19 protein-coding genes and 1 pseudogene are annotated in these 22,321 nt (G+C 62.2%); 12 read left to right on the forward strand and 8 right to left on the reverse strand.

Going from position 1 to position 22,321, the window contains the following annotated elements; genetic code table 11:
- Positions 1 to 12: 12 nt before the first annotated feature.
- Positions 13 to 627: a nucleotidyltransferase family protein gene (locus ACLBXN_RS09125; protein ID WP_447611892.1), complete on the reverse strand. Its 615-nt coding sequence runs from the start codon at positions 625 to 627 to the stop codon at positions 13 to 15.
- Positions 628 to 661: 34 nt separating this feature from the next.
- On the opposite strand from ACLBXN_RS09125, the gene pdxH reads away from it, so the two are divergent.
- Entirely contained in the window at positions 662 to 1,309 is a 648-nt protein-coding gene (gene pdxH, locus ACLBXN_RS09130; RefSeq protein ID WP_447611893.1) for a pyridoxamine 5'-phosphate oxidase, read from the forward strand.
- A 143-nt stretch (positions 1,310 to 1,452) separates the two neighbouring features.
- Positions 1,453 to 2,532, forward strand: a complete 1,080-nt coding sequence (locus tag ACLBXN_RS09135) for a tyrosine-type recombinase/integrase (RefSeq protein ID WP_447611894.1) — start codon at positions 1,453 to 1,455, stop codon at positions 2,530 to 2,532.
- A gap of 62 nt (positions 2,533 to 2,594) precedes the next feature.
- On the opposite strand, the gene ACLBXN_RS09140 is transcribed toward ACLBXN_RS09135, so the two are convergent.
- The 3 genes from ACLBXN_RS09140 to msrA all read right to left on the reverse strand — a co-directional run bounded on the left by ACLBXN_RS09140 (position 2,595) and on the right by msrA (position 6,021).
- Positions 2,595 to 4,730, reverse strand: a complete 2,136-nt coding sequence (locus tag ACLBXN_RS09140) for a TonB-dependent receptor domain-containing protein (protein WP_447611895.1) — start codon at positions 4,728 to 4,730, stop codon at positions 2,595 to 2,597.
- A 160-nt stretch (positions 4,731 to 4,890) separates the two neighbouring features.
- Complete coding sequence (locus tag ACLBXN_RS09145; protein WP_447611896.1) at positions 4,891 to 5,394, reverse strand: hypothetical protein; 504 nt, start codon at positions 5,392 to 5,394, stop codon at positions 4,891 to 4,893.
- Positions 5,395 to 5,484: 90 nt separating this feature from the next.
- Positions 5,485 to 6,021: a peptide-methionine (S)-S-oxide reductase MsrA gene (msrA, locus tag ACLBXN_RS09150; protein ID WP_447611897.1), complete on the reverse strand. Its 537-nt coding sequence runs from the start codon at positions 6,019 to 6,021 to the stop codon at positions 5,485 to 5,487.
- A gap of 187 nt (positions 6,022 to 6,208) precedes the next feature.
- On the opposite strand from msrA, the gene ACLBXN_RS09155 reads away from it, so the two are divergent.
- The 5 genes from ACLBXN_RS09155 to ACLBXN_RS09175 all read left to right on the forward strand — a co-directional run bounded on the left by ACLBXN_RS09155 (position 6,209) and on the right by ACLBXN_RS09175 (position 13,487).
- Positions 6,209 to 7,495 (forward strand): efflux RND transporter periplasmic adaptor subunit, encoded by a 1,287-nt coding sequence (locus ACLBXN_RS09155; RefSeq protein ID WP_447611898.1) that lies wholly within the window; start codon positions 6,209 to 6,211, stop codon positions 7,493 to 7,495.
- Complete coding sequence (locus ACLBXN_RS09160; RefSeq protein WP_447611899.1) at positions 7,496 to 10,750, forward strand: efflux RND transporter permease subunit; 3,255 nt, start codon at positions 7,496 to 7,498, stop codon at positions 10,748 to 10,750.
- 22 nt (positions 10,751 to 10,772) lie between these two features.
- Positions 10,773 to 11,483: a protein-L-isoaspartate O-methyltransferase family protein gene (locus ACLBXN_RS09165; protein ID WP_003055272.1), complete on the forward strand. Its 711-nt coding sequence runs from the start codon at positions 10,773 to 10,775 to the stop codon at positions 11,481 to 11,483.
- A 117-nt stretch (positions 11,484 to 11,600) separates the two neighbouring features.
- Positions 11,601 to 11,948, forward strand: coding sequence for a rhodanese-like domain-containing protein (locus ACLBXN_RS09170; RefSeq protein ID WP_003055275.1), 348 nt, complete (start codon positions 11,601 to 11,603; stop codon positions 11,946 to 11,948).
- Between the two features lie 72 nt (positions 11,949 to 12,020).
- Positions 12,021 to 13,487 carry a TolC family outer membrane protein gene (locus ACLBXN_RS09175; protein ID WP_447611900.1) on the forward strand — a complete coding sequence of 489 codons (1,467 nt, stop codon included), beginning with the start codon at positions 12,021 to 12,023 and terminating at the stop codon, positions 13,485 to 13,487.
- 81 nt (positions 13,488 to 13,568) lie between these two features.
- On the opposite strand, the gene ACLBXN_RS09180 is transcribed toward ACLBXN_RS09175, so the two are convergent.
- The 4 genes from ACLBXN_RS09180 to ACLBXN_RS09195 all read right to left on the reverse strand — a co-directional run bounded on the left by ACLBXN_RS09180 (position 13,569) and on the right by ACLBXN_RS09195 (position 19,244).
- A complete protein-coding gene (locus ACLBXN_RS09180; protein ID WP_447611901.1) occupies positions 13,569 to 14,873 on the reverse strand; it encodes a 3-deoxy-D-manno-octulosonic acid transferase in 1,305 nt (434 codons plus the stop codon).
- An 18-nt stretch (positions 14,874 to 14,891) separates the two neighbouring features.
- A complete protein-coding gene (locus ACLBXN_RS09185) occupies positions 14,892 to 16,280 on the reverse strand; it encodes a phosphomannomutase/phosphoglucomutase (RefSeq protein WP_447611902.1) in 1,389 nt (462 codons plus the stop codon).
- Between the two features lie 202 nt (positions 16,281 to 16,482).
- Positions 16,483 to 18,375 carry a propionate--CoA ligase gene (locus ACLBXN_RS09190; RefSeq protein WP_447611903.1) on the reverse strand — a complete coding sequence of 631 codons (1,893 nt, stop codon included), beginning with the start codon at positions 18,373 to 18,375 and terminating at the stop codon, positions 16,483 to 16,485.
- Positions 18,376 to 18,641: 266 nt separating this feature from the next.
- On the reverse strand, positions 18,642 to 19,244 hold the full coding sequence (locus tag ACLBXN_RS09195; protein WP_003055289.1) for an isochorismatase family protein: 603 nt from the start codon (positions 19,242 to 19,244) through the stop codon (positions 18,642 to 18,644).
- A gap of 376 nt (positions 19,245 to 19,620) precedes the next feature.
- On the opposite strand from ACLBXN_RS09195, the gene ACLBXN_RS09200 reads away from it, so the two are divergent.
- From ACLBXN_RS09200 to ACLBXN_RS09220, 5 genes and pseudogenes are all read left to right on the forward strand, one after another.
- Entirely contained in the window at positions 19,621 to 20,247 is a 627-nt protein-coding gene (locus ACLBXN_RS09200; protein ID WP_034349623.1) for a C40 family peptidase, read from the forward strand.
- Positions 20,248 to 20,432: 185 nt separating this feature from the next.
- Positions 20,433 to 20,684, forward strand: coding sequence for a GlsB/YeaQ/YmgE family stress response membrane protein (locus tag ACLBXN_RS09205; RefSeq protein WP_043003124.1), 252 nt, complete (start codon positions 20,433 to 20,435; stop codon positions 20,682 to 20,684).
- A gap of 66 nt (positions 20,685 to 20,750) precedes the next feature.
- The gene (locus ACLBXN_RS09210; RefSeq protein WP_003055298.1) at positions 20,751 to 21,359 is read left to right on the forward strand and encodes a hypothetical protein; all 609 of its coding nucleotides are present in this window, start codon (positions 20,751 to 20,753) and stop codon (positions 21,357 to 21,359) included.
- A 30-nt stretch (positions 21,360 to 21,389) separates the two neighbouring features.
- On the forward strand, positions 21,390 to 21,878 hold the full coding sequence (locus ACLBXN_RS09215; RefSeq protein WP_447611904.1) for an EVE domain-containing protein: 489 nt from the start codon (positions 21,390 to 21,392) through the stop codon (positions 21,876 to 21,878).
- A gap of 234 nt (positions 21,879 to 22,112) precedes the next feature.
- Positions 22,113 to 22,321: pseudogene (locus tag ACLBXN_RS09220) on the forward strand (FUSC family protein); the annotation flags it as partial.

Raw genomic sequence — 22,321 nt, forward strand, 5'->3', positions numbered from 1 at the left:
CGATTTAGACAATCAAGAATTACGCTGCTGCCAGATCCTGCGCGCCTCTTCCAAAGCCTGTACGGTGTCCACATCGAGCACGCAGCCTATGTCGTCGCAGTCCCAGCGCTGCAGACGCTGATTCGCCGCCGCGTTGCGCACGATGGAGGCTGCGCCCAGATCGCCACTCAGTTCAGCAAGTTCCTGCCCAGCTTCACGACTGAAAGCCACAGGATGGCCCTTCTGACCCTGATAAAAAGGTTGGATCACACGCAGATCACGACTCTCCAGCTGTGCCAGCTGCAAAGCCAGTTGTTGCAGCGTGTTGGCTTGAATCAAGGGCAAATCTGCAGGCAGGATCAGCCAGCCATTGGCGCCGGCTGTGGCCTTGACGGCCGCCGCAATGCTGTCGCCCATGCCGGGATGCGGCCCGCATTCCAGATGCCAGGGCAGACCGGAGGCCTGCACTGCAGCCAGAGTGTTTTGCAGAACGGTTTGCAGGCCCAGCATGGCTTGAAGCTTGTGGCTGGAACCGCCTGATGCGAGAAATCGATCGCCTCTGCCCGCAGCGAGAACCAGCACACAAGGCTGACCTGGATCGATTGAGGGAGCGCGCAAAACTTCTTGATTCATATTGCCGCCGAGCATAACGCCAGCTTTGACAGCGGGGCACAATACGCGCATGAGCAGCCTATCTTCATCCATTGCCGATCTGCGCAAAAGCTATGAACGCGCAGAGTTGAGCGAATCCGCTTCCGACCCCAATCCCCTGCAGCAGTTCGATCAATGGCTGCAGGAGGCTGTCAGTGCCCAGGTACCCGAGCCCAACGCCATGACCGTGGCAACCGTGAGCGAAGACCTGCGGCCCAGCACGCGCATAGTGCTGATCAAAGGCTATGACGAACGCGGCATTGTCTGGTACACCAATTACGACAGCCGCAAGGGACGGCAACTGGCAGGCAATCCATTCGCCGCCCTGCAATTTCACTGGGTGGAGCTCGAGCGCGTGGTGCGCATCGAAGGCCATGTCGAAAAGGTCAGCGCCGAGGAAAGCGATGCCTACTTTGCCAGCCGCCCGCTGGACTCCAGGATTGGTGCCTGGGCCAGTCCGCAAAGCCAGGTCATCAGCGGCCGCAGCGTGCTGGTAGCCAATGCCGCCAAATACAGTGCGCAGTTTTTGCTCAATCCTCCCCGGCCTCCTCATTGGGGCGGTTTTCGTCTGGTGCCCGAGCGCTGGGAATTTTGGCAGGGGCGCAAGAGCCGCCTGCATGACCGCCTGAGCTATCGGCAGGAAGGTCAGCAGTGGATTCGCGAACGGCTGGCGCCCTAAGGTTTGACGGGTCTGTCATGAAAACGTGTGGGCGCGTTAACAGAATGCGCCCTCTTCCTTGGTTACACAGGGCCTGTCATTAAGTGAATGAATGTTTTATGATCGCGATAAATTATTCATGTAAGTTACATTAAAATCACTCTATGCAAGATGAAAGCATTCAGCGTCAGCCGTCTCCAGATCCATCCACACTGCCAACCGGAAGCCAGCTGTTTCGCGACTGGCTCGAGCATGAGGGCAGCAAGAGTTGGGATGCGCTGGACACTTCTCCAGACGGCAACTACGAAAAGGTCTGGCAGGCCTGGTTGATGCATCTGTCCGGACATGCTGCTATCGGCGATAAAAAGCGCCCTGCCCGCAGACCGCTGCCTTCAAAGTCCTGGCATCAGGCAAGCGAGCTGGATGTGCAGAGCTTCCTGCAGATACGCGACGGACAACGCGCGCATCACCACCCCGAGCGCAAGATCAGTCCGGTCACCCGCCGCCGCTACTGGCGGCTGCTGGAGCGCATCTATGAGCATGCGATGGAGCATGGCTGGATCAGCGCCAACCCTGCAACCGGTCTCGAACCAGCCGAACGCCCGCCCTCCGAAGACGGCAAGGGGCATTGTCTGCCTCCCCTGCTCTGGCAATCGCTTCCAAGACACTTTCCCAGCGCTGACGGTTATCAGGATGCACGCGACCGCGCCATAGTGCTGCTGCTCTACGAGATGGCTCTGGCCCCCGAGGAAGTGCGCTGCCTGCTATGGAAGAACCTGCTTTCAAGTGCCGATCAGGTCTGGGTTGGCAGCTCGGAAAGCATTGCGAACGGAGAATCGCCCCTGCCCCGTTACCTGCAGATAGAAGGCGGCAGAAATGCGCAGCAACGGTTGCTTGAGCTGCCCGACTCCGTGGCCCAGGCCCTGCAAAGCTGGAGAAGATTCAGCGCCGCACAGCGCGGGCCGTCGGTGATTGACGGCAACCATATCGTCTTCTACTCGCGTCGTGGCGGCGAGTTGTCGGTACGCATGCTGTTCCATGTGGCCTCGCAGATCATCCAGCGCGCCCATAAGGCCCAGCCCGAGGACAGCCAGAAATTTCCGCTGCAGCGCGTGGGGCCGCAGGTACTGCGCAACACGGCCATCGTGCAATGGCTGCGCGCCGGCGTTCCCGAATCGGAAGTGATTGCCAGGATAGGTGTGGACAGCACCCGTTCCCTGCGCCATCTGCAGCACTATCTATAGCTGTAGCATCCGACCCAGGCCCAAACCCGGGCCGGATGCGGCTTGGCTCACCAAGAGCCGGATCAGAAGTCCATTCTCAGACCGACCACCAGATTGCGACCCATCAACGGCGCTGCACTCTTGATGAACGAGGTGGCAGCGTAGGCCAGACGGTTGGTCAGGTTCTGGCCCTTGACATAGAACTGCCACTGGTTGCCGCCACTCTTCCAGAGGTAGCTCGCGCCCAGATTCAGCATGCCGTAGCCCGGCGTCTGGGTTTCGTACTGGGCTGTGCGGTTCTGGCGCAGCACCTGGGTCCATTCAGCCATGGTGTCCCAGCCGGCCATACGCGCATTCACCCGCAGGCCCGCACGCAAGGCCGGAATGCGTGGCAGCGCAGAGCCGTCTTCCAGACGCGCACGCACACCGTCGCCAAACACACTCAGGCTCAACTCGCGACTCAGGCGCTGGCTCAGCTGAGCCTCCCAGCCCGTAAAGCGCGCATTGCCCTGGGTGTATTGCAGCAGTTGCAGCCCTTCGTGGGCATCCAGCGTGGCGCCGTAGATATAGCCCTTGATACGGTAGTGATAGGCATTGAGCTTCCAGGTCGTATCACCGGTCGTCTTGGCCAGACCCAGGTCCAGCGCCTGCGAGCGCTCGCGTGACAGATTGGGATTGCCGATCTCGTAGGTTGCCGTGGCCATGTGCAGACCGTTGGCAAACAGCTCTTCCGCCGTGGGCATGCGACTGCCGCTGGTGAACGAGGCCGATGCGCTATAGCCAGGCTGGAACTTCCAGACCGTGCCCAACGACGCCGAAGTGGCGCTATGACTGCGACGCTCGTTGCTCAGCTCGGCCTCCACGCGTTGGCGGTCGTGGCGCAAGGCTCCCTGAAAGCTCCAATCCTGCCAGCGGTATTCCTCCAGCAAATAGAGGCTGTGGCGCTGGGTATCCGTGGGCTGCACATAGGCCTCCTCGCCGGTGGCGCTGAAGCGGCGCTTGAGGGTTTGCAGACCCAGCGTGCCACGCCAGCCGGCGATGGGCTCATGCTCCATCTCCAGGCGCAGGTCATGGGCCTTGTTTCTGAACTGGGTGGCAACGCTGCCGTCCTCGATCTCGTCGTGACGGTAATTGGTCAGACCGCCACGCAGACGCAGCGCGGCAATACCGGCCGTGGGCTTGCGCCATTCGCCGCGCAGATCCCAGCGCTCGCTGGTCAGATCGACCACGGGCACGCTGCCACTCTCCTCATGATCGTGGTCGTGGTCGTGTCCGTCATGGGAGCCGCAGTGCAGATGATCGCCATGTGCGTGGCAGCCTTCGAAGCTGTGCTGATGGCCGGGCAAACCGTACTTGGCCTGCTGCCGCGTGTATGCCAGGCCCAGATAGCCCTGATTGCCTACCCAGGAAAGGCCCACGCTGCCCGTGTTGCCACGGCTGAAGCTGCCCGGAACCTTGCTCTGGCCCCAGCCGCTGCCCACGCGATAGTCTCCCGCGTTGCGCGCCACGCCTTCCGCATGCAGCACCAGCTGGCCGTTATCGTTCTTCAGCGGTGTGGCCGTGGTCAGGGAGAACGCACCTGCCGACATGCCTGCAGCCGTGCCAGCCTGCACCTCGGCCGAACCTTCCAGGCCCTTCTCGGGCGCCTGGGTCGGAATCTTGCCGTCCAGCACATTCACCACGCCTCCCATGGCGCCGGGGCTGTAAAGCAAGGCCGAAGGGCCGCGCAGCACTTCAATCTGCCTGGCCAGCAAAGGCTCGGTGGTCACCGCATGGTCGGGGCTGACGGTCGATGCGTCGAGCAACTCCGAGCCATCGCTGAGCACGGAGACCCGCGCACCATCCATGCCGCGAATCACGGGCCGGCTGGCTCCTGCGCCGAAATGGCTGGCATTGATGCCGGGCTCGGCCGCCAGGGTCTCGCCCAGGGTTGCAGCGCGGCGCAGGCGCAATTCCTCTTCGCCAAGCACCTGAACAGGCGTGGCCATATCGCCGGCGGCCATGCCGGTCGCCGACACGGTCACCTCGGCCAGGCTGGACTCCTGCTTGGCTGCATCGGACTGCGCAAAGGCCAGGGGTGAGCAGGCCAGCAGGCCCAGGCCCGTGCCCAGGGCCAGTCCGCGCCCTGCTGGCTGCAGCGCCTCGATGGCGCGGGCCAGAGCCGACTTGGGGGAGCGGCGCAAGGAATGGGCGGAAGAATTCGAAAAACGTTGAGACATCTCAGTTCCACAAACAACCGTGCGTACGCAGACCATCAAAGAAAGTACGCACGGAAATTCAATAAAAACAGACTGAATCGCCTATGAATAAAGCGCTTACAGCTATCAATTCTGAAGTTTCTGGTGTAGGCAGCAAACCATGCCGCAGCATGGCTCCTACCTAGGCCAGGAAGCTGAGAGACAGAGGGGGCGCGCGGGCAGCCAATGGCGCTGCAATAAAGATGGCTCTGGGCGCGGGAGCAAAAGGCCGGGGGATAAAACTGTCAGGTGGCGGCTCACTGAAAGCGAGCACGGCCACGGGCCCGGCATAGCCATGATTGGCCTGGTCGAGCAGTTGGCATTCTGCCGGTCCGTGACCGGCAAACAACGCATGCACCCAGGACAGGTCCGAGGCGCAGTTGCTGCGGTCAGTCGGGCAATTTCCTATCGCTTCGACCGAGGCTGCCAATAGCGTGGGGGCCGCATGGCTGTGCACCGCATGGACCTTGCCCCCGGGCGCGCTGCCCAGGTGAACGGCACGGTGCATCTGGCCCAGTGTCGGCCCCAGCACCATGGCCAGGGCCAGGGCCAGCAGCCAGCGCATCACCCAGATTTCGCGCAGACACAGGCGACCGTCAGCAGGGGCTGAGCGGCGGGGTCGGCGCAGATGGGAGTGGAGTGACACGTTATGGGCTCAATCGATCTCGGACGGTGCGAAAGCGGCCAGGGGTTGCAAAGTGTATCTGCACTCCGGGCCGTGCGCTGAAAGCCAAGGTTAATCCTTAAGCCAGCGTGAGAACGCTTTCTGGAATTTCTGCACCTTGGGGCCGACCACGAAAGCGCAGTACCCCTGGCCAGGGTGCTGCAGAAAATAGTCCTGGTGGTAGTCTTCGGCGGGCCAATAGTTGGTCAGGGGCTCGATCTGGGTAACCATGGGCGCATCAAATGCTTTTTCATTCTGCATTTCCTGCAGCAATGCCTGTGCCTCGGCCATTTGCTGTGCATCGGTGGTGAAGATTGCGCTGCGGTACTGCGTGCCCACGTCGTTGCCCTGGCGGTTCAGAGTGGTCGGATCATGGGTGCCGAAGAAGATCAGCAGCACATCGCGCAGGCTGATGACTGCGGGGTCGAAGTCGAGCTTCACCACCTCGGCATGGCCGGTCTGGCCGGTGCAGATGTCGTCATAGCTGGGATGATCCAGGTGGCCATTGGCATAGCCGCTCTGCACATCGACTATTCCGCGCACACGGTCGAAGACGGCTTCGGTACACCAGAAGCAACCTCCGCCCAGATAAATGGTTTCCGCTGCCATCACCGGCTCCTTGTTTTTTAAGACGCGTCAAGCGTAGCTCAAATCAACTACCCATTTTCACCAATGACAGCGATTGCGGCCCCGCTATGCTGCGGGGCGCCCACTACACTTGCAATACAAGCTGTGCCCGGCGCACCTACCATGTGGCGCATAGAACAGAAAAACCTGCCTCAGAGGGATACACACCATGAAGCGTTCCGGCCGCTGGGCCTTGAGTCTGGCTCTCATCGGCTTGCTGGTCGTCATAGGCTGGCGCGCAGTCGTCAATCTGCAGCATAAAAAACAAGCCACGAACCATGCGGCGGTTCCGCAGGAGCTCCCCATACAACTGGCTGCCCAGGAGGTTCTGACGGTCCAGCCCCTTCAGCTTGCTTTGAGCGTTCCGCTCAACGGTGTGGTTCAGGCGGTGAACTCGGCCGTGGTCAAGGCCTATGTCGCGGGCGAGCTACGCGGCCTGACAGTGCGCGAAGGCGATAGCGTCCGCAAGGGCGAGCAGTTGGCGCGCGTCGACGCCACGGAGGCCGAGGCACGCTGGCGCCAGGCCCAGCAGCAGGCCGACGCTTCCAGAGCCCAGCTGGCAATTGCCCAGCGCAACCAGGACAACAATGCGGCCCTGGTGCAAAAAGGCTTTATCTCGACCACAGCGCTGCTGACCTCTCAGGCCAACCTGGATTCGGCCCGCGCCAATCTGGCCGCCGCGCAAGCAGCCGCCGATGTGGCCCGCAAGTCCGTCACCGACGCCGTCATCACCAGCCCCATGAACGGACAGATCGCCCAGCGCTTTGTCCAGAACGGCGAGCGTGTCGGTGTGGAAGCGCGCATCGTCGAAGTCGTCGATCCGGCCAAGCTGGAAATCATGGCCCAGTTGGCCCCCGCCGATTCGGTACAGGTCCAGGTCGGCCAGATGGCCGAGCTGCAAGTGCCCGGCGCTCCCCAGGACATGAAGGCCATCAACGCCAAGGTGGTGCGCATCAATCCCAGCGCCCAGACCGGCTCGCGCACGGTGGCGGCCTATCTGGCGGTACAAGAGGACGAGGCCACCAAGAACAATAGCAGTCAGCGCCTTCCCCAGTTGCGCCCCGGCCTGTTTCTGCAGGGAAGCATACTGACCGGCAAGGACAGCCGGCTGGCCGTGCCTCTGGCCGCCGTACGCACCGACAAGCCCCTGCCCTATGTACAGGTGCTGCAAGCCGGCAAGCCGGCCGTGACTGCAGCCGCACCGGAGCCGGCCCAGGAGATGGCCGGCCGCACCGAGCTTCGCGTGGTCCACAAGACTGTGGAACTGGGACGCCAGTCCGCCCATGAAGGCGCAACCTGGGTGCAGATCCTCAAGGGTCTGGATGCGGGTGACCGGATACTGGCCGGCAGCACCGGCGGTCTGCGTGAAGGCACGCTGGTCGAAGCGTCGAGCCCGGCTGCGGTTGCTGCCCCCGCCGCCAAGGGGGCGGATGCAGTTCGTCCCGGGAGCCCCTAAATGTGGTTCACGCGCATCAGCCTGAAAAACCCGGTGCTGGCCACCATGCTCATGCTGGCCTTTGTGGTGCTGGGCGTTTTTTCCTACCAGCGTCTCAAGGTCGACCAGTTCCCGAACATCGAATTCCCCGTGGTGGTGGTCACGGTCGAGTATCCGGGAGCCTCGCCCGAGATCGTGGAGAGCGAGGTCACCAAGAAGATCGAGGAAGCCGTCAACTCGGTCGCGGGCATCAATGCCCTGACCTCGCGCAGCTACGAAGGCACCAGCGTCGTCATCATCGAGTTCCAGCTGCATATAGACGGCCGCCGCGCTGCCGACGATGTGCGCGAGAAGGTCGCCTCGGTGCGCCCAACTCTGCGTGACGAGGTCAAGGAGCCGCGTGTCATCCGTTTCGACCCGGCCAGCACGGCGGTGTGGTCGCTGGCCGTGCTGCCAGACCCCCATGCTCTGCACGGCGAGACCGCCCCCGATGGCCAGAGCGTAACGCCGCCCGATGCGATTGCACTGACCAGCTGGGCCGACCAGGTGCTGAAAAAGCGGCTGGAGAACGTGCGCGGCGTGGGCGCCGTGAACATGGTCGGAGCCACCAAGCGCGAGATCAATGTCTATCTGGATCCACGGGCGCTCGAGGCCTATGCCATTACCCCCGAGCAGGTTGCCCAGGCGGTGCGTGCCGAGAACCAGGATCTGCCTGTGGGGGCGATCCGCTCCAAAGCCCAGGAACGCGTGGTACAGATCGATGCCCGCATCCAGCGCCCCGAGGAATTTGCCCGCATCATCGTGGCCTACCGCAACGGCGCTCCGATCCGCGTCGGCCAGTTGGCCCGCGTGCAGGATGATGCGCAGGAGCTGCAGACCCTGGCACTCTACAACGGCAGCCGCACCCTGCTGATGACCGTGCAAAAGGCCCAGGACGAGAACACCATCGAGGTGGTCGACGGCCTGAATACAGCGATCAAGGCCATCGCCCCCGAGCTGCCGCCCGGCGTGCGCCTGCAGGCGATTGCCGACAACTCGCGCGCCATCCGCGTGGGCGTGGACAACGTGCGCCAGACGCTGATCGAGGGTGCCTTGCTCACGGTGCTCATCGTGTTTCTGTTCCTGAACTCCTGGCGTTCCACGGTGATCACGGGGCTGACACTGCCCATCGCGCTGATCGGCACCTTCCTCTTCATGTACTGGTTCGGCTTTTCCATCAATATGGTCACGCTGATGGCGCTCTCGCTGTGCGTGGGCCTGCTGATCGACGATGCCATCGTGGTGCGAGAGAACATCGTGCGCCATGTGCAGATGGGCAAGAACGCCTATCAGGCCGCCATGGAAGGCACGCAGGAGATCGGGCTGGCCGTGCTCGCCACCACGCTTTCCATCGTCGCCGTATTTCTGCCCATAGGCTTTATGGGCGGCATCATCGGGCAGTTCTTCCATGAGTTCGGCATCACCATCGTGGCGGCCGTGCTGATCTCCATGTTCGTCAGCTTCACCCTGGACCCCATGCTCTCCAGCGTCTGGCATGACCCGGCGATTCACGCCCATGGCGAACATGGCAGCAAAAGCCTGTACGACCGCACGCTGGGACGCGTGACGGCCTGGGTGGAGCGCATGAGCGATCGGCTCTCGGACTTCTACCAGGGAATACTGCGCTGGTCGCTGGCCCACAAGCTGCTCACCCTGGCGCTGGCATTCATAATTTTCATAGCAAGCATCGCTCTTGTACCCTTGCTTGGCACCGAGTTTGTGCCCAAGGCAGACTTCTCGGAAACTTCGATCAGCTTCAACACCCCCGAAGGCTCCTCGATCGAAGCCACCGAAGCCAAGGCCAGACAGGTGACGGACATATTGCGCGCCTTGCCCGAGGTGCGCTACACGCTGACCACCATCAACACCGGCAATGCCAACGGCAAGAACTACGCCAATATCTATGTGCGCCTGGTTGACCGCCATCAGCGCAGCCGCAATGTGGACGAGATTTCGGCCTATCTGCGCCCCAGGCTGCAGGCGATTGCAGGCATCAAGCTCACCCATGTGGGCCTGCGCGAGGCCGTGGGCGGGCAAAAGCAGGTCGAGTTCTCGCTCATGGGCCCGGATCTGGACGAACTGGCCCGCCTGAGCCAGATCGTGCAGGAGCGCATCGACGATATTCCGGGCCTGGTCGATCTGGACTCCAGCCTCAAGCCCAACAAGCCCATGGTCAATATCGAGGTCCATCGCGATGCCGCAGCCGACCTGGGCCTGTCGATAGGCAATATGGCCGGCGCGCTGCGCACCTGGGTCGCCGGCCAGACCGTGGGCAACTGGCGGGCCAGCGACGACCAGACCTATGACGTGAACGTGCGGCTCGAGCCCGAGGCGCGCACCACGCCACAGGACCTGGAGCGCCTGCCGTTTGCACTGGCGACCGGAGATGGAGGCATGCGCATCGTGCGCCTCAACCAGGTTGCCAGCGTGGTGGACACCACCGGCCCCAGCCAGATCAACCGCCGCAATCTCAACCGCGAGGTCGCCATCAACGCCAATGTCTATCTGCGCAGCACGGGCGAGGTCACGGCCGATATCAAGCAGGCGCTGGCCACCATTCCCATGCCGCCCGGCTACAGCTACCAGTTCAGCGGCGCGGCAAAGAACATGGCCGAATCCTTTGGCTACGCGATTTCCGCGCTGATGCTGGCCATCATCTTCATCTACATGATTCTGGCCAGCCAGTTCAAGAGCTTTCTCCAGCCCCTGGCACTCATGACCTCGCTGCCCCTGACACTGATAGGCGTGGTGCTGGCCCTGATGATGTTTGGCTCAGCCCTGTCCATGTTCTCCATCATCGGCGTGGTCATGCTCATGGGGCTGGTGACCAAGAACGCCATTTTGCTGGTGGACTTTGCCATCCGCGCCCGCGAGCCCCGTACCAACGAGGCCAGCGGCCAGACCGAGCCGGGCCTGCCGCGCAACGAAGCGCTGCTGCTGGCGGCCCGCGTGCGCCTGCGCCCGATCCTGATGACCACGCTGGCCATGATCTTCGGCATGGTGCCGCTGGCCTTTGCGGTCACCGAGGGCTCCGAGCAACGCGCGCCCATGGGTCAGGCCGTGATCGGCGGCGTCATCACTTCCTCGCTGCTGACCCTTGTCGTGGTGCCCGTGGTGTACTGCTATCTCGATGATTTTGCCAACTGGATGCGCCGTAAATGGTCTGGCGCCCCCTCAAAAAGCGCTGAGCCGCCGCACGAAGCCTCCGAGGCTCGTAGAATCGACGGTTTGTCCTGATAAGTCTTTCCCCGGAGATACCATGGCCCTGCCAATGAATGCCCAAGTGGACCCGCGCGATGTGCACGCGCAGGCTCGTTTCAACATGATCGAACAGCAAATCCGTCCCTGGAATGTGCTGGACGAATCCGTGCTGGAGCTGATGGGCAAGGTCCACCGTGAAGACTATGTGTCGCCCGAATACGCGAACATGGCCTATATGGACATTGAAGTCCCCCTGAAGGGCACTGCCGAAGAAGCTGCCGCCAAAGGCTGGCACATGCTGGCCCCCAAGATCGAAGCACGCATGCTGCAAGACGTGAAGATCAAGCCTACTGACCGCGTGCTCGAGATTGGCACCGGCTCCGGCTACATGGCAGCCCTGCTGGCCGCCCAGGCCAAGGAAGTCGTGACGCTGGAGATCGATCCCGAACTGGCCGAAATGGCCCGTGAGAATCTGCTCAGCGCCGGCGTCAAGAATGTCGAAGTCAAGCTGGCCAACGGTGCCACAGCTTCCCTGGCTCAAGGCGCGTTTGACGTGATCGTGCTCAGCGGCTCGGTGGCACAGGTTCCCGATGCCCTTTACGCCCAGCTCAACGAAGGTGGCCGCATTGCCGCCATCGTCGGTCACATGCCCGTGATGCGCTTCACGCTGGTGACCAAGAACGGCAGCAATTTCGAAGTCCAGCAACCCTGGGATACCGCTGCCACGCGCCTCGTGGGTTTTGAAGAGCCTTCGCGCTTCTCGTTCTAAACGCTTGTTGCGTTAGCCCTGCTTCCTGCGCCCTGACACACCGGCGCACCCGGCAGGGCCTGTCTTTCAGTGTCAGGGCCGGCCCGCAGATTCGACGGCCGGCCACCAGGAGTTTTTATGTTGACCCAGGTCTTGCCCGCCCAATTCCAGCAATGGCTGGCCTCTCATGCCGCGAATGGCATCAAGCCTGTGGTGCTGGATGTGCGCGAGCCCTGGGAAGTCACCCTGGCCAGCATCCAGCCCGGTGAAGGCTTCGAGCTGCGCTGCATTCCCATGCACGATATCCCCGGTCGTCTGCAGGAGCTGAACCCCGACCACCCCGTCGCCTGCCTGTGCCACCATGGCGCGCGCAGCATGAGCGTGGCTGCGTTTCTGGTCAACAACGGCTTTGAGGACGTCAGCAACATCACCGGCGGCATTGATGCCTGGTCGCTCAGCGCAGACCCCAGCGTCCCCCGTTACTAAGACCGTCCGACATCCCCGCCTCCTGCCTGTTGAGTTCCCCGTTGTGATCGAGACCGCCCAAACCTGACATCTATGACCAAGCTGCCCAGGCCTCTGCAAGCCCCCTCCGCCCACGCTCTGCGTGCCATTTCCTTGGGAGTTTTGCTGGCGTGGGCCGGCGCTCAGACACAGGCGCAGACCTTGTCAGAGCTGGTGGCCCAGGCCCGCGGCTATGACGCTTCATGGCAGGCACAGCAAGCCGATGCGAGAGCGGCCGCCAGCCGTGCCGATCAGGCCCTGTCCGGGCTGCTGCCCAACGTGGGGCTGTCAGCGGGTGCCAACCGCACCCATGTGGACATCCATACCTCCGTGCCCATACCCGGCATGGCCAGCAGCTTCAACAACACACAACAGAACGTGCAGCTCAGCGCCCAGCAGCCGCTGTACCGTCCGGCCAACAAGATTGCCTACGAGCAGGGGCAGCGAGGCGTGGATGTGGCCCAGGCTCAGCTGGATGCGGCTGCACAGAACCTGATCGTGCGTGTGTCCCAGGCTTATTTCGATGTGCTGGCGGCCCAGGACAGCGTGCAGGTGGCCCAGTCGCAAAAGCAAGCCATCAGCACCCAGCTCGAGATGGCCAAACGCAATTTCGAAGTTGGCACGGCCACCATCACCGATTCACGCGAAGCCCAGTCACGCTTCGATCTGGTCACAGCCCAGGAAATCGCTGCGCAAAATGACCTGCAGGTCAAGCGCGTAGCCCTGGATCAGCTCGTGGGCCGCGTCGGCATTCAGCCCACGCCGCTGGCTGCACCGCTGACCCTGCCCAGGGTGGAGCCCGACAATATGCAAGACTGGGTGGACAAGGCACTGGCCGCCCAGCCCCAGTTGCGTCAGGCCCAGCTGGCCCTGGACATCGCCAGGCTGGACACGCAGAAGGCCGAGGCCGGCCACAAGCCCACCGTGGACCTGCAGGCCGGTTATGTGGTCAACCGTTATCCCAACGGCTCCATGACCCCCTCCATTCCCCTGAGCTATCGCACCAACGCAGCACAGATCGGCGTGGTCATGAACATGCCGCTGTTTGCGGGCTTTGCGGTGCAGAACCGCATCCGGGAAACCGTGGCGCTGGAGGAAAAAGCCCGCGCCCAGCTCGACGATGCCCGTCGCAGCGTGGAGCAGGCCACGCGCACGGCCTTCCTCGGTGTGCAGTCCGGCCAGGCTCAGGTCAAGGCGCTGGAAGCGGCTCTCGCCTCCAGCCAGAGTGCGCTGGAAGCCAACACGATGGGTTATGAGGTTGGCGTGCGTATCAATATCGATGTGCTCAATGCCCAGAGTCAGGTCTACCAGACCGAGCGCGACCTGGCCAATGCGCGCTATCAGGTGCTGCTTGGCCAGCTCAAGCTGCGCCAGGCCGCGGGAGTGCTCAGCGACGATGATCTGCGCATGATCGACGCACTGACACGCATGCCCAGTATTGCCCCGGCTGCCGCAGCCAGGCCAGCGGTCACAAGCGGCATGGCTGCTGCAAAGCCTGCAGCCAGAACGCTCAAGCGTTAAGACCGGTCGAGAAGCAGGCTTTCAGGGTTTACCGCCATACCGGCCTCAAACCCTTACCTGTAGGGCGCCATATGCTCCTGATCAAGGAGCATTCATCAACGCTTGAATCGCCTCGGCCGTGGCCGCAGCCGCGCCCCGATTGCCCTGCACCATCTGGCGGCAGCTTTGTACGGCAGCCTGCAGACGATCCGGCTTGGCCACCAGGTCCAGGGCCTGGCATAGGCCCGCTCCCATATCCTGCACGCCAAGGGCTGCGCCAATCTGCAGCGCCTGCTCGGAAGCCTGGCTGAAATTGAAGGTATGCGGTCCGAGTATCACGGGGCAGTCACAGGCCAGCGCCTCGATCAGGTTCTGTCCGCCCAGCGGCGCAAAACTCCCGCCCATCAGGGCTGCCGCAGCCAGGCCGTAATACAGGGGCATCTCGCCCAGCGAATCGCCAAGCCAGATCGCGCCGGACTGCAGGGGAGGCATCTGCTCCCACTGGCTGCGCCGAGAAACAGCAAAGCCCGCCCTGCCCAGCAAGCTCGCCACCTCGTCAAAGCGCTGAGGGTGACGTGGAACGACCAGCCATTGCACCGCCGCTGCAGCATCGCCCAGGGCCTTGAGCGCATCGATGAACATCGCTTCCTCGCCCTCACGACTGCTGGCAAACAGCAGTACGGGGCGCGCCAGTGCTGCGCGCCATTGGCCTGCCCGGGCGATCTGGGCAATATCGGGCTGCACATCGAATTTGAGATTGCCCAGCACCGCATCCACGCTGGCGCCTACATTGCGCAGACGCCTGGCATCGGCCTCGGTCTGCGCCCAGACGGCAGCCAGCGCGGCGTATGCAGGGCGAGACAGTGGCCTGACTCTCAGGGCACCAGCTTCGGATTTCTCATTGAGACGTGCATTGGCCAGGGCCAGAGGAATACCGGCATTGGCACAGGCCGCAATCAGATTCGGCCAGATCTCGGTTTCCATCAGCACGCCCACAGCAGGCTGGAACTGCGCGACAAACCGCCTGGTGGCGCTCAGGGAGTCCCAGGGCAGCCAGACCTGCACATCGCCCGGCCGCAACAGCTTCGCCCCCTCCTCTCGCCCTGTCGCAGTGCTGTGCGTCAGCAGCAGACGCATCGCAGGCATGCGCTCGCGCAAGGCCTTGATCAGAATGGCGGCAGCCCGGGTCTCGCCCAGCGACACCGAATGAATCCACACCCAACGGCCGCGTCCGTCGCGCCCCAGATCTGCTGGCTGGTAAAGGCCGAAGCGTTCAGGCACGGCGACGCCGTAGCCCGGTTCAGCCAGCGCTCTGCGACGCAGCTTGCGCCGCAGCAGCGGCTGCACCGCCCAGGCCAGCGCACTGAACAGCGCACGGGCAAAGCTCATGGGAGCCGGTTTGGCCATGCTTGAGCGCTGCTTCGGTCAGTGCGCGGAAGCGCCTACCTGAGCATCGGGCTTGACGCGCTTGAGTAGAGCCAGCATCTGCGCTTCTATGCGCTGCAAGGCTTGCTGTGTATGGCCTTCAAAGCGCAGCACCAGCACCGGCGTGGTGTTGCTGGCGCGGATCAGGCCGAAGCCGTCGGCCCAGTCCACGCGCAGGCCGTCAATGGTGCTGACCCGGGCAGGTTCAGCAAACTCCGTGGCAGCGAGCGCCTGCAGCTCGGCGGCCAGACGATGGGGCTCACCTTCGGCGCAGGCCACGTTGAGCTCGGGCGTGGAAAAGCTGGTGGGCAGTGCATTGAGCAGTGCGCTGGGGTTGGCTTCGCGACTGACGATTTCGAGCAGACGGCAGCCTGCATAGGTTCCATCGTCAAAGCCATACCAGCGCTCCTTGAAGAAGATATGGCCGCTCATCTCTCCGCCCAGCGGCGCGCCCAGCTCCTTCATGCGAGCCTTGACCAGCGAATGGCCGGTCTTGTACATCACGGCCTTGCCGCCGGCCGCCTCGATCTCGGGGGCCAGACGCTGGGTGCATTTGACGTCGAACACGATGGAGCCGCCTGGCACGCGCGAAAGCACATCCTTGGCGAACAGCATCATCTGACGGTCGGGGAAGATGTTCTGGCCGTCCTTGGTCACAATGCCCAGGCGGTCGCCGTCACCGTCAAAGGCCAGGCCCAGCTCGGCATCGCTGGTCTGCAGGGCATGGATCACATCGCGCAGGTTCTCGGGCTTGCTGGGATCAGGATGATGATTGGGGAAGTTGCCGTCGACTTCAGAGAACAGCTCGATCACCTCGCAGCCCAGCTGACGGAAGATGGCGGGAGCCGATGCACCGGCCACGCCGTTGCCGCTGTCCACCACAATCTTCATGGGCCGCGCGAGCTTCACGTCGCCCACGATGCGGGCGGTGTAGTCGGCCAGCACATCGGCCCGGCCGATCTGTCCGGCACCGGTAATCGTCCAGTCCTCCGTTTCCATGCGCACGCGCAGGGCCTGGATTTCATCGCCATAAATGGCGCGGCCTGCGAGCACCATCTTGAAGCCGTTGTAATCCTTGGGGTTGTGGCTGCCCGTCACCTGGATGCCGCTGGTGCACAAGGTGGCGGCGGCAAAGTAGAGCATGGGGGTGGTGGCCAGGCCGATATCGATCACATTCACGCCCACCTCGGTCAGGCCCTGCATCAGTGCGGTCGACAGCGCGGGACCCGACAGACGGCCATCACGCCCAACCGCCACGGTTTTTTCACCGGCGACCAGCGCTGCCATACCGAATGCGCGGCCGATGCCACGGGCGACGTCTTCAGTCAGTGTCGACGGCACGATGCCGCGAATGTCATAGGCCTTGAAGATGGAGGATGCAACTTGCACGACAGCTCTTTCTCGAAGTTTTTCAATTCCATGGCGCCAGGCAGCGGGCTGCGCAGCGTGATCGGGCGATTTTAGGCTGCAAACAGCAAGGCCTGCGCCTTGATGGTCGCAGGCCTTGAACTCTGGATTCGCCGAAATCCCGGCGCGCCGTCCCTTCGGCGCCAACCAAGGGAGTGAAGCTTCGCAACAACCGTTGCGGAAGTTACAGCCGCTGTTGCACCTGGGTGAGGGCCGCCGGATCTTCCATGGTGCTCAGGTCACCGGGATCACGACCTTCGGCCACCGCCTGCAATGCCCGGCGCAGCAGCTTGCCGCTGCGCGTCTTGGGCAGAGCCGTGACGAAGATCACGCGCGACGGACGCGCAACCGCCCCTAGACGCGCGTCGACCAGTTTCATCACATCGGCTTCCAGGGCCTTGCTGGAGGCCTCATCGGCCACCAAGGCGGCATCGCGTACCACGGCGAAGGCCAGCGCAGCCTGCCCCTTGAGATTGTCGGCAACGCCGACAACGGCCACTTCGGCAATCTGGGCATGGGCAGAAATGCTCTCCTCGATCTCGCGCGTGCCCAGACGATGGCCCGCCACATTGATCACATCGTCGGTACGGCCGAGGATGAAGTAATAGCCATCCTCGTCGCGGATACCCCAGTCGAAGGTGCTGTAGATCAGACGACCCGGAATGCTCTTCCAATAAGTATTGACAAAGCGGCTGTCGTCGCGCCAGACCGTCTGCATGCAACCGGGCGGCAGCGGACCTTCAATTGCCAGCACGCCCTTCTGGTTCGGCTGGGTCAACTCCTCGCCGCTGGCGTCATCGATCAGCTTGACGTTGTAGCCATAGACCGCCCGGCCCGGACTGCCAAAGCGCGTGGCCTGCTTTTCCACGCCGTTGCACAGCGTCATGATGGGCCAGCCGGTCTCGGTCTGCCAGTAGTTGTCGATGATGGGTTTGTTGATGGCCTGGCTGATCCAGGTCGCCGTGGGCTCGTCAAGCGGCTCGCCAGCCAGCCACAGTGCCTTGAGGCTGGAGATGTCGTAGCGCTTGAGGTAATCGGCATCATGCTTTTTGAGCACGCGAATCGCCGTCGGCGCCGAGAACATGTGCGTGACCTTGTATTTCTCGACAATGCTCCACCAGATGCCGGCGTCGGGGTTGACCGGCAGGCCCTCGTACATCACCGTGGCCATGCCTGCAATCAGCGGCGCATAGATGATGTAGCTGTGACCCACGACCCAGCCGATATCGCTGGTGCAGAAGAAAGTCTGCCCCGCCTGGGCATCGAAGATATGCGGCATGCTGGCCGCCAATGCCACGGTATAGCCGCCCGTATCGCGCTGTACCCCCTTGGGCTTGCCCGTGGTGCCGCTGGTGTAGAGGGTGTAGCTGGGATGGGTTGACTCCACCCAGACGCAATCCACCTGCGCATCCAGGTTCCGGGCGCGCAAGGCCGACCAGTCATGATCGCGGCCGGCCTTCATGGGCATTTCAGCCAGTCCGCGGTTGACCATCAGCACGGCGGCGGGCTGGTGACTGGACTGCCTGAGCGCTTCGTCCAGCAAAGGCTTGTAAGCCACGACGCGGCCGCCGCGCGAGCCCGCATCGGCGCTGATGATGACCTTGGGTTCGGCATCATCGATGCGCGACGCCAGCGCGCCCGAGGCAAAGCCGCCAAACACCACGGAGTGAATGGCGCCCAGGCGCACGCAGGCCAGCATGGCAAAACAGGCCTCCGCAACCATGGGCATATAAATCTGCACGCGGTCGCCTTTTTGTACGCCCAACGACTGCAGCACGGCTGCCATGCGGTTGACCTCCGCATGCAGCTCGCGGTAGCTATAGACCTTCTCGGTCTGGGTTTCGGTAGAAATGGCGATCAACGCATTCTGATCGCCGCGCGCCGCCAGATGACGGTCGATGGCGTTATGGCAGAGATTGGTGGTGCCGCCCACAAACCATTTGGCAAATGGCGGCTGGCTGTAGTCACAGATCTGCTGGGGCTTCTGCTGCCAATCGACCAGGCCGGCCTGCTCCGCCCAGAAGCCGTCGCGGTCATCAATGGAACGCTGATAAAAATCGTCGAAACGCGTGGTCATGAATATGTCTCCTTGACTCTCCGTCTTTTGCAGAGAGTTTTCTGAATTCATAATTATTCATAACGCGCTTGCCAAAAACTGACAGCACTTGACAGCTGCATCCATGCAGCTAGGTGCTAGTGGCGCAAACCATGAAGGCCGTCGCCGGCCCGGGCTCGACTCAAAAGACCTTGACATCCTTGAATAGAGATCTGGCGCGCCAACGCCTCGCCCAAAGAAAAAGCGCCCAATGAGGGGCGCTTTTTCCATTCACTGAGTGCACGCGATTACTTGACCAGAGCCAGCATCTCCTTGAAGGCGGGGTCTTCGCAGGTGCGCAGCCACTCGAACATCACCATCTCGGTGGTCACCAGCTCGGCGCCGGCACCCGCCAGACGGTCAAACGCAGCATCCCGGTTACGCTCGGTACGCGAGCTGCAGGCATCCGTCACCACCCACACATCGAACTCGTCTTCCAGCAGCTCCAGCGCCGTCTGCAACAGGCAGACATGGGTTTCGCAACCCGCAATCACCACCATATTGCGCTCGGGCGCCTGTTGCTGAGGCTTTTGAAGATGCTTGGGCAGGCTGCGCGCATTGCCGCCCTGCGGCTTGGCAGGAGGACGCAGCCATTCACCCAGACCCTCAGGCACGGCGCTGAAATACATTTTCTCCAGCGTCTTCTGGCACAGCGCCTTCAGCTCCGCATTGTTGGCGCCAAGGCGCGAAGGGTTCTGCTCCGTTCCCCAGACAGGTACCTCCAGCAACTGCGCCATCTTGGCCAGCTTGACGGCATTGGCCAGCGCTTGCGCGCCTTCATGGATGACGGGCATCAGCTTGTCCTGGTAGTCCACCAGAACCAGTTGCGACTCGGAAGCTTCTAACAACATGGCAAATCTTTCTTAAAACTGTGTCAAGCCTGCCGCCAAAAAAGCGCAGCGCTTGCGCAAGACCGGCGTGCAATGCGCCGAGGGAGAACGCCGCGTCGGCTGCAATCGATGGCGCTATTGTCGCTGCAAGCGCATTCCGGGGCAGAGAGTCCGTCAATGCAACGCCCTTTTTGTGTCAATACCATGAATTGGTGCATTCCCGACCCGCATTCACCAGAATGGGGAAATTACGTACTGTCATACGCTGCAAATTTGAGAGCACCTCAGGCAATAAGCTTATGCCCGCAGCTCACTTGCTGTGCTGCATCAAAAACCAAGAGAAAAAATTGGAAATAGAGTCCCCATCCTACAAATGAACGTGTTACCCTCACGCCCCATGTCCCGATGGCTTATTGCACTTCTATTTGTCGGCGTCACATCAGCGCACGCGGCGCCTAGCGAGCAGCGTGACGACGACATGGCCCAGTTGCTGGTCAACCGCGGCCTCATCACCCAGTTGCGTGAAGCTCGCCACTCCGTGGCCGAGAAGACGACTGACTTCGTGCGCGAAGCACGTCAGAACGTGGCCGAGAAAACCTCCGATCTGGTGGTGACCGCCATGGGCTTCCTCGGCGTTCCCTATCGTCTGGGTGGCACCAATGCCGAAACCGGCTTTGACTGCAGCGGTTTCGTGCGTGCCATCTACTCCCAGACCATGGGCAAGGTTCTGCCTCGCGTCTCTGCCGAACAGGCCAACGCCACTCAGCAGATCGACCGCAGCGACCTCAAGCCCGGCGATCTGGTGTTCTTCAACACCATGCGCCGCACCTTCAGCCATGTGGGCATCTACGTGGGTGACGGCAAATTCATACACGCACCACGTACCGGTGCCAGCGTGCGCGTGGAAAGCATGCAGACTTCCTACTGGGCGCGTCGCTTCGATGGCGCCCGCCGTGTCGAAGGTGCCGATGCCTCCGCAACCACGGCTGCTGCCTACAGCGCCCTGGGCCCGCTGCAGCCCTGACTCGCCATCAGCGCCCGCCAAAAATGCCTGCCTTGTGCAGGCTTTTTTGCTTCCCGCCCTGGCCCCGCCCTCATCTGCTTTCATGAAAGCAACCCGCTCGCGCCGACATTCAGAATCGTCCGACAGAGCCGGGCTTTGGGCCCGCGTAGAGTGACTTTCGTCAAAGCACCAACAGGAAACAGAATATGTCCATCATCGGAACCATCATCGTCGGTCTTATCGTCGGCTTGATTGCACGGGCCATCAAGCCTGGCAACGACAGCATGGGCTGGATCATGACGATTCTTCTCGGTATCGTGGGCTCGTTTGTAGCCACCTATCTGGGCTCGGCCATGGGCTGGTACCAGCCCGGGCAAACCGCAGGCTGGATTGCCTCGGTGGTTGGAGCAGTGATTCTTTTGTTTATTTATGGCATGGTGCGCGATAAGGCCAACTGAATCTGAATTCCGAACAAAAGGGGCCCTTGGGCCCCTTTTTCTATTTCCTGCATCTTCTTACCGTATATGTGGAAAAAAGACCCGAGTTTGAGAAATCTCAGCGCAACAAGAGCTGAGCGCAAAGACATTGCACAGGCCGCTGCACGAGCCCGCAAGCTGCTCAGAAAGCGCGCGCTCATCAGTGCTGCTGCCAGCACCATTCCCATACCGGGACTGGACTGGGCCGCCGATGCCGCCCTGCTCGCGCAGCTCTATCCGCGCATCAACCAGGAATTCGGACTGACGCCCGAGCAGCTAGACCAGCTCACGCCAGGCAAGCGCGAGCAGGTCCAGAAAGCCGTCGCGATGGTCGGCTCCGTGCTGATCGGCAAGTTCATCACCCGCGATATGGTGCTGCGCCTTGGCAAAGCCATGGGACTGCGCATGAGCACCAGGCAGGCTGCCAAATATGTACCGCTGCTGGGCCAGCTCGCAGCGGCATCGATAGGCTACGCCACGCTGCGCTATCTGGGAGAGCGCCATATTCAGGACTGCATGCGCGTGGTCGAAGAAGCCGAGCTGGACATTCCCGGTCGCTGGCTGGACACCCGCAATCTGCTGCAACGCAATAGCGATCTGGTGCGCAGCTGGCAGCAGCAAGATCGCGGCCCCTGGCAACGCGGCCCTCATGACTGAGCCCGCCACTTCCTCACCGACAATCCAGCTATGAACGACAGCAGCACCCCAGCCCAACGTTACTGGCTCATGAAGAACGAGCCTGACGAGTACTCCATCGACCACGCATTGGCTGCCCCCGGGCAGACCATTGCCTGGAACGGCGTGCGCAACTACCAGGCCCGCAATTTCATGCGGGACGATATGCAGGTCGGCGACGGCGTTCTTTACTGGCACTCCAGTTGCGCCGAACCCGGCATCTACGGCCTGGCCCGCATTGCCGGCAATCTGCGCGTGGACTCCTCACAGTTTGATCCTGAGGATCCCTACTACGACCCCAAGTCCCCGGTCGACAAACCGCGCTGGCTGACGCGGGACGTGCAGGCACTGAAGAAAACCCGGCCGCTGCTGATAGCCGAGCTGCGCGGACAAGCTCCACTGGAGCAGATGCGTGTGCTGCAAAAAGGCAATCGCCTCTCCATCACCCCGGTGACCGAAGCCGAATGGCATTGCATTCAGGCTCTGCTGCAAGAGGATTGAGGCTGCTCCTTTTTTCGGCGTGCTTCACAAACACTCCTTCGGCCATATCAGCAGCAGGCATAGTCACCAGCGGCTTTCGCCAGTCCCCGCCCCAGTACGACGACTCAGCGGACTGAGGCGCAACGCCGCTGCATTTTCGGATGACGTGGCGTATTTCCCACAAGGCAATCTCGCTGCGCCCTCTAACATCCTTGAATCACAGTCTGATCAGCGGCTATGCCAAGGAGTTTGAGATTGCGCTGGAGCACCCCCTTCATGCTGGCCTGGCGCCGAGCCAAAGCCACTTTGCCTTCAAGAGCCAGACTGGCCCTGCGTGATGCACTTGCCGCGGCGCTGGCCAGCATGCTGGCCTGGGTCATCGCCCAGCAGCTCTGGGGCCACCCCAAGCCGGCTTTCGCCGTGGTCACCGCCGTGATATGCCTCGCCCCCGGGCTTCCCAGCCA

Source organism: Comamonas sp. C24C (assembly GCF_053345995.1).